The following is a 16040-nucleotide window of genomic DNA, read 5'->3' on the forward strand; positions in this document are numbered from 1 at the left end:
TGCCTTGCCGTTGATGCCTTGTCGTTTCAGGGCTTTCGCACGGGCGAAGGGAAAACCGCGTGCAGCGCCAGCGAGAGCGCTGCACTGAGCAAAGCCGAGACAATGACGATCAGATGTAGATTGACGGCGGCCTTGGCCAATCCGTCCATATCCTGCACGGCCGCTCCCAGAGCGGCTGCACCGGCGACGATGCCAGCCGGATAGGTGCCGACGCCAGCGGGCGCGTGAAAGGGCAGGACCGAAGACAGCTCTCCGCCCAGTGCTCCGCCAAAAGCCGCCGATAGCGGCGTCACCTGCATCAGGCTCAACACCCAGGCAAACACCAGAACCTTGGTCCCCCAGGTGACGATGGTCATGGCCCAGGCCCGGAAAAAGGCCGCCTTATGCGCAGGCAGGCCTGCCTCCACGCCTTCGACCATCTTGAGCAACCTGCCGGAAAACCGCGCCTTGGCAAACAGGATTGCCGGGCGTTTCAAGGCAAAACCGATCAGCGGCAGGACCAGAAACAGCAGCCAGCCAAACGCCCAGCCCCAAGGCTGCGGCTTTCCCAGCACCAGGCCGAGACCGGCGGCAGCCAGAAGCGCATGCAGATCCAGGAGCCGCATCACCAGCAGCGCCGAGGTACCTGACAGTAGCGGCACGGAAAATTCCGAGCGCATCAGCAGCGGAAAGCTGGTCTCACCACTTCGAAACGGCAAAAGAATATTGAGGAGATTATGGACCTGTGCCAGATGAAACAGCGCGGTGAACCAGCCCGAGGTTTGGCGTGGGAAATAATCGTAGATCCGCCATGCCCGCACCAGAGAGGTGGACACCAACAGGCCCAGCGCCAGCAGCACTGTTGAAAGGCCCAGTGCCTGCCACTCTTGCAGCACCATGGACCAGCCCCAGACGGCTTCGACAAAAACCACATAAGCGGCAATGGCGATAAAGGCGATGAGTGAAACGCCATGGCGCTTTATCCACGATTTGCGGTGACTTTGATCGATTGAGGTCATTGCCCTGACAGTTCCGAATTGCGTGGCCGCGCCGGTTCCTATAACACCCGGACTTATAAAGGCCAGCAATTTTCGGAGTTCCTCCCTTGCCGACAGACCGTTTCGCCGCCGTGACCGGCCCTGCTTCCTCTGATAATGCCGCATCCGCGATTGAACTGTCGGTCGTCGTGCCATTCATGAACGAAGAAGACAATATTGGTCGCATGATCGAGCGGGTGATGGAAGCGCTGAAGGATTTCGGCAAGCCCTGGGAACTAATCGTCATCGATGACGGCTCCACCGACCGGACATTGAGCCGGGCGCAGGCCTATATCGGTCGGGAGGGCCTGGACCTGAAAATCATCGAATTTCAGCGCAATTTCGGCCAGGCAGCGGGCCTTCAGGCCGGTTTCGACGCCGCACGCGGACGGCTGATCGCCTCGCTGGACGGCGACCTGCAAAACGATCCGCACGATATTCCCGGCATGATCGACGAGCTGGAAAGCCGTGATCTCGACCTGCTCTGCGGCTGGCGCAAGGCCAGGCAGGATACGCTGGTGCTGCGCAAGATCCCCTCCTGGTGCGCCAACCGGCTAATCGGCAAGGTGACTGGCGTGCGCATCCATGATTATGGCTGCGGGCTGAAGCTGTACCGCGCCCATATCATCAAACAGATCAGCATCATGGGCGGCATGCACCGCTTCATCCCGGCCTGGGTCGCCAGCGTCATTCCATCGTCGCGGATCGGCGAAACTGTGGTCAATCACCATGCCCGCCAGTTCGGCAGCTCGAAATACGGTATTTCCCGCACCGCCCGCGTCGTGCTCGATCTGCTGGCCGTGCTGTTCTTCATGCGGTTTCGCCAGAGGCCCGGCCATTTCTTCGGGATGATCGGATTTTTCATCGGCACGATCAGCGCGCTGATCCTGTTCTATCTGTTCGTCATCAAGCTGATGGGCGAGGATATCGGCACACGGCCGCTGCTGCTGGTTGGCGTCATGCTGTTCCTCGCCTCGATCCAGATGATCACGACAGGCATTGTCGCGGAAATGCTGACCCGTTCCTACGATACACCCCGTGCCTATGTGATCCGCAAGACCTACGACCAGGCACCGGATACCAAGGATATCTGAGATGATTTCGACGCTCCGGCAGAAGCCCGCTTCGCTCTTCCTTCTCCTGGGCGTCTATTTCATCGTTCAGGTGCTGGTGCGTCTGGCCTTACCCGCTTCGCTGGAACTGGACGAAGGCCAGCAGCTCTATTATGCGCAATGGCTTTCAATCGGCTACGACAGCCAGCCGCCGTTCTACAACTGGATCCAGTATGGCGTGGTGGAGCTACTCGGCCCCAACCGGTTGGCGCTGGCGCTGTTGAAAAACCTGATGCTGTTTGCCAGCTACGCACTGATTGCGCTGGCCGCAGCGCAGGTGCTGAAAAGCAGGGATCTCGTCATCATCGCCTGCCTTAGCCTGTTGACCATGCCGCAGATCAGCTTTGAGGCACAGCGAGACCTGACCCATACCGTCGCGCTGATTTTCTGCACCGCGCTCTTGTTGTTCGGGGTGTTGCGGACCCTGAAATCTCCTAGTCTCTGGAGCTACGCCCTGACCGGAGCTGCCATCGGCTGCGGATTTATTTCCAAATACAACTTCGTCCTACTGGTCAGCGCCGCCTTCCTCGCCATCCTGGCGGAGCCGAAGTTTCGCCGCCGCGTACTGGACTGGCGCATCCTGCTGACGGCTGGGGTGGCGCTGGCCATCGCATTGCCACACGCCCTGTGGTTTTTCCAGCATATGCAGGAAGCGACCCGCAATACGCTGGGTAAAATGACCGATGATAATATTACCAGCCTGCCACAGCAGATCTTCAAGGGGCTGACCTCGCTCAGCACAGCGGTTCTGGCCAGCGCCGCGCCCACCATCGCGCTGCTATTAATACCCTTCGCTCGGACCTTGCCCTTCCCGCATCTGCCTCGTCCAGCCGCCTCTGTTTTGACCGCCAGCAATGAATGGACCCGGCTGCTGGGCCGGATGATGCTGCTGGTGGTCGCGGTTTTGGCACTGATGGTGATCTTCGGCGGGGTCAGCGCCATCAAGGACCGCTGGCTTGCGCCCTGTTTTCTGATGCTGCCGCTCTATCTCTGCCTGAAAGTCGAGGCGGCGGGCCTTAACGAAGAAGGACAGTTGCGCCGCTTTCTGGTCGTCGCGCTTACCATCATGGTGCTTGTGCCGGTCATCCTCTATGGTCGCGTAGTCGGCGCCGGCATTATCGGCCATTATCAGAAGCAGAATGTACCCTATGGCCAGGCCGTTGCCACAGCACTGGCCTCTGCGCCAAGCCGCCCGGTTCTGGTGCTGACCAGCGATCAGCAGATGGCTGGCAACATTCGCCTGCATGCACCCGATATTGCCGTTACCGTCCCCCCGACAAGCGGCGTACCTGTACCGGCGCGTTTCGATGCGCAGCATCCGCTGCTGGTGATCTGGCGCAATTTCGGCAGGCCCAATCCGGAAATGCCAAAGGCGATGAAGGACTGGATCGCCACCTATCCCGGCCTACAGGCGCAATCGGTCGGCGAGATCGCCCTGCCCTTCCTGCATGGACGCCCCCATTCGCTCTATTCCTTCGGCTACGCCCTCTATTATTCCACCACACCCTGACATTTCGATTTGAAAAAACGCACCAGGCCTCTTGATAGATTTTATCTAAGATATATCTTAGACTCATAAAAACTTATCGGAGATACACAATGCGGTTTTCTCATTCACATGAATACCAGGGCGAACACGGTGGCAGACGCGGTCATCCGCTAGCCGACCTGATGCATGCGATGCGCGGCGGTCCCTTTGGACACAAGGGACCAGGCGGCAAGCACGGACGCGATGGCGAACGCCGCCGGATGTTTGAGACCGGCGAATTGCGGCTGGTGCTGCTGAAGCTGATTTCGGAACTGCCGCGCCATGGCTATGACCTGATCCGCGAGATCGAGCGGCTCTCAGGCGGTGCCTATGCGCCCAGCCCTGGCGTGATCTACCCGACCATGACCCTGTTGCTGGATATGGGCTTGGCCGAGGAACAACAGACCGAGGGCGCCCGCAAATTGCTGGGTATTACCGAGGCTGGAAAAATCCACCTCGATGACAATGCTGAAGCCGTAGAGATTGCCATCGCCCGGCTGACCGCCCTTGCCAAATTGACCGAACGCACCGATGCCGGGCCAGTGCGCCGGGCAATCCATAATCTGCGCGCCGTGATCCATGACCGGCTCGCCCAGGACGACGTGTCGCGCGAGACGCAATTGGACGTCGCGCGCATTCTCGATGAAGCAGCCAGCAAGATTGAAAGGCTTTGACCATGACCAAAACCATTGCCACCGTCCCCACTGAACACGGCTGGAAATATGTCCAGCAGCTCTGCAAGCATTGGAGCCACAAGCTGACCGTCGAGCTTGGCGAAAACCAAGGCACAGTGACCTTCGACACGGCCACCGCCGTGATGACCTGCGACGAGGCAGGACTGACGGTCACCATCGAAGCGGAAAACGACGAGTTGCTGGAGCGCTACAAAGGCGTGGTTTCCAGCCATCTCGACCGTTTCGCCTTCCGCGAAGCGCCCCTGCCCTTTGATTGGAAACCTGCCTGATACCAAGGTCATTGAAAATGAGCTTGGTATTCCCTTTGCAAATATCTCAAGCCATGTAAGCATTTGAGATATTTGCAATGCCTTCAAGGCGAGGATGCATGAGCATGTCAGAGACTTGGCAATAAAGTGACTTATTCGCGATAGTGATCGCGCAGCCAGTCCAGCGCCTTGCCCAAAACCTCCACCGCCTGATCGACCTCGACGCGGGAGATAATAAACGGCGGCGAAAACAGCATGCGGTCGCCGGTGGCGCGGACAATCACGCCACCCGCAACGCATTGATTGCGCACTTGCGCGCCAACATCGTCGGGCTTGGCGAAGCGACAGCGCGACGCCTTGTCCGCCGTCAATTGCACCGCGCCGATCAGCCCAAGGCTGACCACCTCGCCCACCATCTGATGGTCGGCAAGCGACGCCAGCGCTTTGGCGAAATAGGGGCCGATATCGTCGCGCACCCGCTCCACCAGTTTTTCCTCTTCGAGGATACGGATGTTTTCCAATGCCGCAGCCGCACAGACCGGATGGCCGGAATAGGTATAACCGTGATTGAAATCGCCGACCTCGTTGATCAGCACCTCGGCCACCCGATCCGACACCAGCACGCCACCGACCGGCAGATAACCGGAGGACAAGCCTTTGGCAATCGGAGCCAGATCCGGCTCAAAACCGAAATGCTGATAGCCGAACCAACTGCCCAACCGGCCAAAGCCGCAGATCACTTCATCCGAGACCAGCAGCACATCATAATGCTGGCAAATGCGGACGATCTCCGGCCAATAGGTCTGCGGCGGAATGATTACGCCGCCCGCCCCTTGCACCGGCTCGGCGACGAAAGCCGCAACGTTTTCGGCACCCAATTCCAAAATTTTCGCTTCCAGCTCCTGCGCGGCCTTCAGGCCAAACTCGTCAGGTGACAGGGTGCCGCCCTCGCCATACCAATAGGGCTGGTTGATGTGGTGAATACCCTCAATCGGCAGATTGCCCTGTTCATGCATGTATTTCATGCCGCCCAGCGAAGCGCCCGCAACGGTCGAGCCATGATAGCCATTCTTGCGGGCAATCACCTGGGTCTTGGTGGGGTGGCCGAGCGCCTTCCAATAGACCCGCGCCAGGCGAAACCATGTATCGGTGGCCTCGGAACCCGAATTGGTGAAGAACACATGGTTCATCTGCGGCCCGGCCAGGCTGGTAACCTTCTGGGCCAGCAGCGTCGCCGGTGGCGTGGTGGAGCCGAAAAACGTGTTGTAGTAGGGTAGTTCCTGCATTTGCGCATAGGCCGCATCGGCAATCGACTTGCGACCATAGCCGACATTGACGCACCACAACCCGCCAAACGCATCCAGATATTTCTTGCCCGTCGCATCCCAGATATGGACGCCTTCAGCGCGCTCAATAATGCGCACACCTGCCTCATTCAGCTTTTTGGTATCGTTGAACGGGTGCAGATGATGGGCGGCATCGATGGCGGCAAGATTGGAAAGGACGGCAGTTTTCTCGTTCATGGCAGGCATCCTAAGGCGGCGGTGTCGCATTGAAAGGCGGCAATTTATCCGCTACGACCATGACGATATGCACCAGCTTTGGCAAGAACCGCCAAGGGCTGGCAGACCTCTTTCGAAAGCCCGCCATGACCCAGATCGACGCCTCCACCAGCACCGCTCCCGACCCGCAGGCCCGGATCGAAATCCTGCTGGTGGGCATGAATGGCGATCTGCGCGGCAAGATGATCCCGCTGAACGCCGAGGACAAGGTCTGGAAAAACAGCGTCCGCCTGCCCGCCTCCACCCAGTCGCTGGATATCTGGGGTGATGACAATGACGACCTGACCGGCATTTCGCTGACCTTGGGCGATCCAGATGGCCTGTGCATTCCCGACAAGCGTTCGCTTAGCCCCATGCCCTGGGCACCATCAGGCTCCAAACAGGTGCTGGCCACTATGCATACACTTGAGGGCCAGCCGCACTTCGTCTGCCCGCGCGCCATTTTGGCCCGGGTGCTGGAGCGGTTTTCGGCCTTGGGCCTGACACCTGTAGTGGCAACCGAGCTGGAATTTTACGTGATGGAAGATGATTGGCGCGAAACTGGTCGCCCCATGCCGCCCAAGGCGCTGACCTATCGCGGCGAGCCGAACGGCTTTCAGCTGTATGACATGCGGGCAACCGGGGCGATGGAGGATTATCTCGCCACCGTGCGCGCCTATGCCGATGCCATGGGCCTGCCTGCCGATGCGACGACGGCGGAATTCGGCCCCGGCCAGTTCGAGGTCAATCTTCTGCACCGGCCCGATGCCATGGCAGCGGCGGATGACTGTATCTACCTGAAGCGCGTCGCCGAATTTGCCGCCCGCCGCCACGGGCTGAAATCCACCTGCATGGCCAAGCCCTATGGCGACCAGGCAGGCTCCGGCCTGCATGTGCATGTCAGCATTATCGATGCCGAGGGCCGCAATATTCTCGATGCCAAGGGCGGCGAACCGGTCAAACTGAAATCGGTAACGGCGGGCTTGTTGCAGACCATGCGGGAAGCGCAGCTGATTTTTGCGCCCTTTGCCAATTCCTATCGCCGTTTCCAGCCCGGCTCCTTTGCACCCGACCGGATCGACTGGGGTTTCGGCCATCGCGGCACCGCGATCCGTATTCCCGACAAAGATGGCCCGGCAGCACGGATCGAGCACCGGGTGGCGGGGGCCGACGCCAATCCGCATCTGCTGCTCGCCGCCATTCTCGGCGGCATGTTAAAGGGGCTGGAGGCCGATCTCGATCCCGGCCCAGTGACAACGCCTGATGCGCCAGCCAGCAGCCCGGACCTGCTAACCCATGACTTCCTGACCGCCGTCGATGCCTTCCGCACGTCTGATTTCATCGCTGATGTTTTCGGAAAACAATATCGCCAGCTCTACGGTGATACCAAGCGCAAGGAAGCGATCACCTATCTGCGCACCGTGTCGGATTTCGATTATCGGACCTATCTGCCGCGCTTGTAAACGCGCCTGCCATGTCCAGAAATGCCGGACCATGAAAACTGTTCAGCGGAATGTGATCCCATGCCGATCGCAATCTGAACAATAAAATACTAAAATAACGCCGACAGACAGAATGGAGCACCAACTTCCCCTGAAATGATGGGGAGGCCGGGCCAGACTGTGGAAAACATTTTGCCTTTTGAGCACAAAGTGCCTCTGGTCAGAAACCGACAATGTTTTTTTGAAGGCAGGGCTTGTTTTTTGGGCAGTTTTACCATTTGGTCAACAACCGAACGAATTCCCCACGGGCGCGGAGACAACAAGAATGACCCAGATGAAAATCAGACTGGCAACGGCAGTGCTGGCAGGTTCCCTGCTGTTTGGTGCAAGCAGTGCATTGGCGGAAGCGGTGTTGAACCGCGGCAATGCAGGCGAACCGAAATCGCTCGATCCGGCGCATATCTCGATCGACATCGAAGGCTTTGTCATTCACGACATGTTCGAAGGCCTGACGACGCATGACGCAAATGGTAAGATCGTGCCTGGCGCCGCCGAAAGCTGGAAAGTCTCCGACGATGGCACTGTCTACACCTTTAAGATCCGCGATAATGCCAAATGGTCGGATGGTTCGCCGGTAACCGCGGAAGACTTCCAGTTCGCCATGCGCCGCCTGGAAGACCCAAAGACCGCCGCCGAATATGCCAACCTGCTCTATCCGATCAAGAATGCGGAAGCCGTAAACACAGGCAAGGCGCCCGTCGATCAGCTCGGCATCAAGATCGTCGACGCCAAGACGCTGGAAATCACCCTGGAGCGCTCAACGCCCTATTTTCTGCAACTGATGGCCCATTATACGTCCTTGCCAATCAGCAAGGCCAATTACGAAAAATTCGGCGACCAGTTCGTCAAGCCCGGCAATATGGTCAATAACGGCGCCTTCAAGCTGGAATCGCATGTGCCGAACGACAAGCTGGTTGTCGCCAAGAACGACCAATATTGGGATGCCAAGAATGTCAAACTCGACAAGGTGATATTCTACCCAATTGAAGATGACGCCGCCGCCGTTCGCCGTTACGAAGCTGGTGAACTTGATGTCGTCTACAATTTCTCCGCCGACCAGTTGAAGCGGTTGCGCGCTGCCTATAACAGCCAGGTCCATGTCGATCCGGGTCTGGCAACCTATTATTACACATTTGACATGCGCCAGGAGCCTATGAGCGACGTGCGCGTTCGCAAAGCTCTGTCTATGGCCGTAGACCGAGATTTCCTGTCGAGCGAAATCTATTCCGGTGCGCAATTGCCGCTCTATTCCATGGTGCCTCCGGGCATGGAAGGCTATGAAAAGCCGGCCGCGCCCGATTTTGCCTCGCTGTCGCAAATCGACCGCGAAGACAAGGCCGTGGAATTGATGAAGGAGGCCGGTTACGGCCAAGGCGGCAAGCCGCTCAACCTCGAAATCCGCTACAACACCAATACCAACCACGAGCGCGTGGCGACCGCCATTGCCGATATGTGGAAGACCACCTTCGGTGCCAAAGTATCGCTCGTCAATCTAGACGTGGCCTCGCACTATTCTTACCTCAAGGAAGGCGGCAAATACAGCGTCGCCCGTGCTGGCTGGGGGGCAGATTATGCCGACCCGGAAAACTTCCTGGCGCTGACGATCAGCACCAACACGACCTTCAACTACAGCCACTGGAACAATCCGGAATTCGACGCGCTGATGAAGAAGTCCTATGACGAAAAGGACCAGAAGGTGCGGATGGACCTGATGCATAAGGCTGAACAGATCCTGGTGGATCAGCAGCCAGTGGCTCCGCTGATGAACACGGCCAATCTTTGGCTGGTATCCAGCAAAGTTTCCGGTTGGGGCGACAATGCCGTCAACGAGCATTATTCCAAGTATCTCAACGTATCCAAGTAACGTCGAACAGGAGAATGACGCGCGATGGGCCAATCCGGTCCGTCGCGCGTCGGCTATTTGACCATGATCAATTTCGTCCTGCGCCGACTGATGAGCGCCGTGCCAACGGTGTTCGTCGTCATCACCATATCCTTCTTCCTGATGCGCTTTGCGCCGGGCGGGCCGTTCGACCTCGAGCGCCCGTTGCCGCCTGATATCATGGCCAACCTGATGAAGACCTATCAGTTGGACCAGCCGATCTGGCAGCAATATATCACCTATCTCGGCAATGCCCTGCGCGGTGATTTCGGTCCAAGTTTCATCTACAAAGACAATACCGTTGCCCAGTTGATTGCCCAGGCCCTGCCCTATTCGGTTCAGCTTGGTGCTACCGCCCTGCTGATCGCGCTGATCGGCGGCGTCATCCTCGGGACTATCGCCGCGTTGCGTCAGAATGGCCTGATCGATTTCGTCGTGATGACCTTCGCGACAGTGGGCGTCACAATTCCGAATTTCGTCATGGGACCAGTGCTGACGCTGATTTTTGCCCTGATGCTGTCCCTTCTACCTGCGGGCGGATGGGGTGACGGCTCGCCCTATTATCTCGCCCTGCCGATCACCGTTCTGGCCCTGCCGCAAATCGCCATCATCGCGCGGCTGACGCGCGGCTCAATGATCGAGGCCTTGCATACCGACCATATCCGCACGGCCCGCGCCTATGGCCTGCCGTCGCGCACCATCGTCATCACCCATGCCTTGCGTGGTGCGATGCTGCCGGTCGTGTCCTATCTGGCGCCAGCGGCAGCCGCCCTCCTGACCGGCTCGGCTGTTGTCGAGAGCATCTTCACCATTCCGGGCGTCGGCCGCTTCTTCGTCATCGGTGCGCTGAACCGGGACTATCCCTTGGTCATGGCCACCGTGGTTCTCGTTGCGGTATTCGTGATCGTTTTCAACCTGATCGTCGACATCGCCTACGGCCTGCTCGACCCGAGGGTTCGCCATGACTGATATTTCCATTACCTCTCCGGCGGTCGAAGGCCGCAGCCTTGGCCAGCTGGCCCTCCTGCGCTTTCGCCGCAACAGAGCGGCCATGGGCGGCTGCTTCGTTTTGCTGCTCATCACCCTCTTTGCTTTCGCAGGCCCGCTTTTCGTGCCGCATAACTACGATCAGGTATTTCCATCCTATGTTTCGGTACCGCCGAGCCTCAAGCCCTTCCCGGATCCGGCCACACTTCAACAGGTTGCCGAGGGCGCGGCCAATCGAGCGCGGCTGAAGATCAGCGCATTCGCCGTGGAAAACGGCAGCTTCACTGCCACGATCACGTCAGACAAACCGATCGATCCACGCACTGTCCGCTATTTCGACCGGGTCAACGAGTTCAAGGAAACACGAGTCGCCCAGACCACCCCAGACCAGCTCAGCATGGTATTGACCGGTCGCGTTTCTCAGGAATATTTTCCGTTCGGAACCGATAGCAATGGCCGCGATCTTCTGGTGCGTGTCATGCTGGGCGGTCAGATTTCGATTGCGGTCGGCCTTGCCGCCAGTCTCGTATCACTCGGAATCGGCGTGATCTACGGGGCCACTTCCGGCTATCTGGGCGGGCGGGTTGACAATGTGATGATGCGCATCGTCGAAATCCTCTATTCGCTGCCCTTCGTGTTTCTAGTCGTGGTCATGGTGGTATTTTTCGGCCGCTCCATCTGGCTGATCTTCATCGTCATCGGCGCGGTGCAATGGCTGGAAATGGCCAGGATCGTGCGCGGCCAAACCCTGTCCTTGAAGCGTCGCGAATTCGTCGGCGCTGCGGAAGCACTGGGGCTCAATGACTGGCAGATCATCCGCCGTCATATCATTCCCAACACGATCGGCCCGGTCATCGTCTTCGTCACCGTCGTGGTGCCGCAGGTGATCCTCACCGAAAGCTTCCTCTCTTTCCTCGGGCTTGGCGTGCAGGCGCCGCTGGCCAGTTGGGGAACGCTGATTTCCGAAGGGGCGAAAAACATGCAGAACGCGCCGTGGCTGCTGATCTTCCCCGCCTTTTTCTTTGTGCTGACCCTGTTTTCGCTCAATTTCGTGGGCGACGGGCTGCGCGATGCGCTTGATCCCAAGGACCGATAAGCATGGACAAGACCGAAAACCAGACGGTGCTGACCGTCAAGGACCTGAAGGTCACATTCACCACGCCCGATGGCGAGGTGAATGCCGTCAAGGGCATTTCCTTCGAGGTCAAGAAAGGTGAGACGCTGGCCATCGTCGGTGAATCCGGCTCCGGCAAAAGCCAGACGATGATGGGCATTATGGGGCTGCTGGCCTCGAATGGACAGGTGGCAGGCTCGGCCCGCTACGGCGAAACCGAACTGGCAGGCGCCAGCATCTCGACGCTGAACGACGTACGCGGCTCGAAGATCACCATGATCTTTCAGGAGCCGATGACCTCGCTCGATCCGCTCTACACCGTCGGCAAGCAGATTTCCGAGCCGTTGATTTTTCACCGCCGCATGAGCAGGTCGAAGGCGCGCGCCCGCGTGCTGGAATTGCTCAAGCTGGTCGGCATCCCGGAACCGGAGCGGCGGATCGACAGCTACCCGCATGAATTGTCCGGCGGCCAGCGCCAGCGCGTGATGATCGCCATGGCGCTCGCCAACGAGCCGGACCTGCTGATCGCCGACGAGCCGACTACGGCGCTGGACGTGACGATCCAGGCGCAGATCCTCGATCTTCTCGCCGATCTGCAAAAGCGCTTCGGCATGGCCATCGTGCTGATCACCCACGACCTCGGTGTGGTCAAGCATGTTGCCGACCGTGTGGCGGTCATGCGGCGCGGCGAGATAGTCGAACAGGGCAGCCGCGACGATATTTTTGAGCGCCCACAGGCCGATTACACCAAGATGCTGCTGGCCGCCGAACCATCAGGTTCCAAGGCCGCACCGCCCTCCGATGCACCGGTTATCCTCGAAGGCCGCAATGTCGTGGTGGATTTCAACATCAGCTCCGGCATTCTGTTCAAAGGCAATCGAAAGTTCCGGGCCGTCGATCATGTCAATCTGAAGCTCCGAAAGGGCCAGACCATCGGTATCGTCGGCGAATCTGGTTCGGGCAAATCCACGCTGGGACGGGCGCTGCTGAAGCTGCTCTCCGCCGATGGCCGGTTCAGCTTCGAGACCACGGATATTTCCGGCCTCGACCGCGCCGGGATGCGTCCCTTCCGCCGTCAGTTACAGCTGGTGTTTCAGGACCCCTACGGCTCGCTCTCGCCACGCCAGACGGTTGGCGAGATCATCACCGAAGGGCTTTACGTGCATGAGCCTGATCTTAGCAAGGCGGAGCGCGACAAGCGCGCCATTGCCGCCTTGAAAGAAGTCGGCCTCGATCCGGCCTCGCGCAATCGCTATCCGCATGAATTTTCCGGCGGCCAGCGTCAGCGTATCGCCATCGCCCGCTCAATGATCCTCAAGCCGAAAGTGGTAATCCTCGATGAACCGACCTCGGCCCTGGACCGTTCGGTGCAGCGGCAGGTGATTGAGCTGCTGCGCGACCTGCAACAGAAACACGACCTGTCCTACGTGTTCATCAGCCACGATCTGTCGGTGATCAAGGCGATTTCCGACCATGTGATCGTGATGAAAAACGGAAAGATCGTTGAAGAAGGGCCGACGGAAGACATTTTCGAAAGCCCCGCCGAGGACTATACCAAGGCCCTGATTGCGGCTGCGTTTACGCATTGAAGCTTTTCGGAAAAATGTCACAGTTTAAACGCCCGGCTCGTCCGGGCGTTTTCATGAGATGGACTATGCCGAAAGGGCGGGCGCCAAGACTTTTAATTCGCCTGGATGGATTTTGATCTCCACATCTCGCGGCATCCGCAGCAGTTCTCCATCAATCACGCAGGCAACGCCGTGGCGATGTTTTGGGAAATGCAGCTTGACGATTTGTGAGGTGGCCGACGTGACGGCCTGGTTTTCCGTGAGCTTGCCGCGCAGAATATCAATCGCCAACCCTGCCAATCCGACCGAATCGAGTGGGGCTGCAAGATAGATCCCGAGTTGGCCGGTGGTAATATCATCGGCATAAAACAACGGGTTGGTTCCAACCGGGTTGTTGCAAACCGAAACGGCTGACACTTCCTTGCTGTCCTGCCGTCCATCGGCGTCGATATCGAAAATGACGTCGAAGCGAGGCGGATTGAACATCACGCTGATCGCAGCGCTGGTGCTGGCCCGCATCTTGCCAAAGCGCGAAGCATAGTCCATCCGGTTGCGCAGACGGACCATCCGGGCGTGCAGGCCAGCGGAAAACTGGTGCACATAGGGCTGACCATTGGCAGTGGCGATGTCAACAGACTGGATCTCCGCCGATGCCAGCACGTCCAGAACCTGCCAGATATCGAGCGGCAGTTTCAGCGAGCGTGCAAACAGGTTCATCGTCCCGGCGGGGACGACGCCGAGCGGCAGACAGGCTTTCCAGGCAATGCCGGCGGCTGTCGATATGGTCCCGTCGCCGCCACCGGCGATCAGCGCATCATACCCTTGCTTTGCAGCGGCCTCGAGGGTCTTGACGATATCACGGCCATCAACAGCCATGGTTTCGATCTCATGGCCAGCATCGCGGAAGATTTGCTCGGCACGTGCGCAATAGGCATCCATGTCGGTGGTGCGAAAGGTCCCGCCCTCCCGGTTGAAAACGGCCATGATTTTCATTCCCGCGCTGCTCCTTTTGACCGCCGCCCAGCTCCAGGCTGGTGTGCCTTACGTTGAAACCGCACGACAACGCATTTTAACGATCCACCACCGATTATGTTGCATGCGTCTGCTGCAAATCGGGTTTGCAGCCGAAAAGATCAAGATCATCATTATCGTTCTACCGCAACGCACACATGCATGCTAAGGGTAACGGCATCACGTTTGACCATCCCCATCCGCAGGTTTGCGACTTTGACTGTCTTGCCTTGCGCATGACCACATAAGGTTAGCGGCGGCATTGTGGATGCACCAAATGGGTTATTTCGCGATTCAGCTGCGTCGAGCAGTCTTCCCTGCTGCCTTTTCTATTGAACAGCACCAGCCTTGCTCCGGTGCCGGGATGATTTTATGAACGATACGATCCGCTTCGCACCCTCGCCCGTCAGACCCAGTTCAGACCGGATCGAAGCCGCCCTGTCGCCGCGCACCGTCCTGTTGATTGAATTTGCGCTGGCCGTCGGTGGGTTTGGCATCGGCACCGGCGAATTCGCCATCATGGGCCTGTTGCCGGAGGTGGCGCAGACCTATTCCGTCAGCGTACCCGAGGCGGGGCGCGTGATCAGTGCCTATGCATTGGGCGTGGTCGTCGGAGCGCCGATCATTGCCGCGTTGGCGGCAAAGCTGCCACGCAAGACATTGCTGCTGATGCTGATGGGCCTGTTTGCTCTTGGCAATATCACAAGTGCCATGGCCCCAGGCTTTCTGAGTTTCACCGTCCTGCGCTTCATCACCGGTCTGCCACATGGCGCCTATTTCGGGGTCGCCGCCCTGGTGGCCGCATCGATGGTCGAGCCGCACAAGCGGGCACGCGCCGTTGGCCGCGTCATGCTAGGCCTGACCATTGCGACGCTGATCGGCACACCATTTGCCACCTTCCTTGGCCAGATGATGAGCTGGCGGGCCGCTTTCATGCTGGTCGGGGCAATTGCCGCGCTGACGGCGGTGCTGATTGCGTTCAACCTGCGTAAGGACACGGTAGCAGAAGGCGCCAGCATTCGCCGCGAGCTCGGCGCTTTCGGCCGGTTACAAGTGTGGTTGGCGCTTGCCGTGGCTGCGGTCGGCTTTGGCGGCATGTTCTCAATCTTCAGCTATATCGCCAAGACCACCACCGACACCGCCGGGATGCCCGCCTCGATGATTGCCGTGGTGCTAGCGCTGTTCGGCATCGGCATGAATGTCGGCAATGTCGTTGGCTCACGCATGGCCGATTACTCGCTGAACGGCACCATCGGCGGCATGCTGGCCTTTAACGTTGTGCTGATGACGATCTTTTCGCTGACTGCCGCCAATCCGGTCATGCTGTGTATCTGCGTCTTCCTGACCGGCTGCGGTTTCGCCGCCTGTCCCGCCGTGCAGACGAGACTGATGGATGTCGCAGCCGACGCCCAGACGCTGGCTGCCGCTTCCAATCATTCAGCCTTCAACATTGCCAATGCGCTCGGTGCCTGGCTGGGTGGCATGGTGATTTCCGCGGGCTATGGCTATGGCGCGACGGGCTATGTCGGTGCAGTCCTGTCGCTCCTCGGCCTCGTGGTCTTCCTGATCTCGGTTGCGCTACAGCGCCGATCAGCATCCTGAGCGGTCCTTAAACAAGCAAAAAAACACGTTACCGGCCCGCGCCAGCAGCGGACCTTGAGTGTGTTTTGTATGCATGGTTAACCGACCGTGAGTGCTGCCCCGCCGTTTTGCCACCTTTCCGACCGAGAAAGCGGCTGTGGAGTTTATTGAGCAAGTCCTTGCATACTCTCGGAAATTTCTGCGCGCGCCGGACAACGGGATAGCAAAATAACCATCGAGATGAGGCCTACATCC

General features: G+C 58.8%; 13 protein-coding genes. 10 read left to right on the forward strand and 3 right to left on the reverse strand.

What is annotated here, in order from left to right:
* Positions 1-26 precede the first annotated feature (26 nt).
* Entirely contained in the window at positions 27-998 is a 972-nt protein-coding gene (locus tag H1Y61_RS14080) for a lysylphosphatidylglycerol synthase domain-containing protein (protein ID WP_180572946.1), read from the reverse strand.
* 176 nt (positions 999-1174) lie between these two features.
* Between H1Y61_RS14080 and H1Y61_RS14085 the strand changes: the two genes are divergently transcribed.
* The 4 genes from H1Y61_RS14085 to H1Y61_RS14100 all read left to right on the forward strand — a co-directional run bounded on the left by H1Y61_RS14085 (position 1175) and on the right by H1Y61_RS14100 (position 4620).
* Positions 1175-2110 carry a glycosyltransferase family 2 protein gene (locus H1Y61_RS14085; protein WP_235680899.1) on the forward strand — a complete coding sequence of 312 codons (936 nt, stop codon included), beginning with the start codon at positions 1175-1177 and terminating at the stop codon, positions 2108-2110.
* Between the two features lies 1 nt (position 2111).
* Positions 2112-3638 carry a glycosyltransferase family 39 protein gene (locus tag H1Y61_RS14090; RefSeq protein WP_180572947.1) on the forward strand — a complete coding sequence of 509 codons (1527 nt, stop codon included), beginning with the start codon at positions 2112-2114 and terminating at the stop codon, positions 3636-3638.
* An 89-nt stretch (positions 3639-3727) separates the two neighbouring features.
* On the forward strand, positions 3728-4330 hold the full coding sequence (locus tag H1Y61_RS14095) for a PadR family transcriptional regulator (RefSeq protein WP_180572948.1): 603 nt from the start codon (positions 3728-3730) through the stop codon (positions 4328-4330).
* A 2-nt stretch (positions 4331-4332) separates the two neighbouring features.
* On the forward strand, positions 4333-4620 hold the full coding sequence (locus H1Y61_RS14100) for a DUF2218 domain-containing protein (protein ID WP_070149436.1): 288 nt from the start codon (positions 4333-4335) through the stop codon (positions 4618-4620).
* A gap of 131 nt (positions 4621-4751) precedes the next feature.
* On the opposite strand, the gene H1Y61_RS14105 is transcribed toward H1Y61_RS14100, so the two are convergent.
* Positions 4752-6122, reverse strand: coding sequence for an aspartate aminotransferase family protein (locus tag H1Y61_RS14105; RefSeq protein ID WP_180572949.1), 1371 nt, complete (start codon positions 6120-6122; stop codon positions 4752-4754).
* A 125-nt stretch (positions 6123-6247) separates the two neighbouring features.
* On the opposite strand from H1Y61_RS14105, the gene H1Y61_RS14110 reads away from it, so the two are divergent.
* The 5 genes from H1Y61_RS14110 (at position 6248) to H1Y61_RS14130 (ending at position 13214) form a co-directional block, all read left to right on the forward strand.
* On the forward strand, positions 6248-7603 hold the full coding sequence (locus H1Y61_RS14110) for a glutamine synthetase family protein (protein ID WP_180572950.1): 1356 nt from the start codon (positions 6248-6250) through the stop codon (positions 7601-7603).
* 304 nt (positions 7604-7907) lie between these two features.
* Positions 7908-9506 carry a peptide ABC transporter substrate-binding protein gene (locus tag H1Y61_RS14115; protein ID WP_180572951.1) on the forward strand — a complete coding sequence of 533 codons (1599 nt, stop codon included), beginning with the start codon at positions 7908-7910 and terminating at the stop codon, positions 9504-9506.
* Between the two features lie 63 nt (positions 9507-9569).
* Positions 9570-10493, forward strand: a complete 924-nt coding sequence (gene oppB, locus H1Y61_RS14120) for an oligopeptide ABC transporter permease OppB (RefSeq protein WP_015915426.1) — start codon at positions 9570-9572, stop codon at positions 10491-10493.
* Positions 10486-11607, forward strand: a complete 1122-nt coding sequence (locus H1Y61_RS14125; RefSeq protein ID WP_087727626.1) for an ABC transporter permease — start codon at positions 10486-10488, stop codon at positions 11605-11607. Before oppB ends, H1Y61_RS14125 begins: the two co-directional genes overlap by 8 nt.
* A gap of 2 nt (positions 11608-11609) precedes the next feature.
* Positions 11610-13214 carry an ABC transporter ATP-binding protein gene (locus tag H1Y61_RS14130; protein ID WP_180572952.1) on the forward strand — a complete coding sequence of 535 codons (1605 nt, stop codon included), beginning with the start codon at positions 11610-11612 and terminating at the stop codon, positions 13212-13214.
* A gap of 63 nt (positions 13215-13277) precedes the next feature.
* Here H1Y61_RS14130 and H1Y61_RS14135 read toward each other — a convergent pair whose 3' ends face one another.
* Positions 13278-14186, reverse strand: coding sequence for a diacylglycerol/lipid kinase family protein (locus H1Y61_RS14135; protein WP_180572953.1), 909 nt, complete (start codon positions 14184-14186; stop codon positions 13278-13280).
* A 390-nt stretch (positions 14187-14576) separates the two neighbouring features.
* On the opposite strand from H1Y61_RS14135, the gene H1Y61_RS14140 reads away from it, so the two are divergent.
* The gene (locus tag H1Y61_RS14140) at positions 14577-15806 is read left to right on the forward strand and encodes an MFS transporter (RefSeq protein ID WP_139191424.1); all 1230 of its coding nucleotides are present in this window, start codon (positions 14577-14579) and stop codon (positions 15804-15806) included.
* Positions 15807-16040: the final 234 nt, after the last annotated feature.

The organism is Agrobacterium vitis, from assembly GCF_013426735.1.
GTDB lineage: Bacteria > Pseudomonadota > Alphaproteobacteria > Rhizobiales > Rhizobiaceae > Allorhizobium > Allorhizobium vitis_D.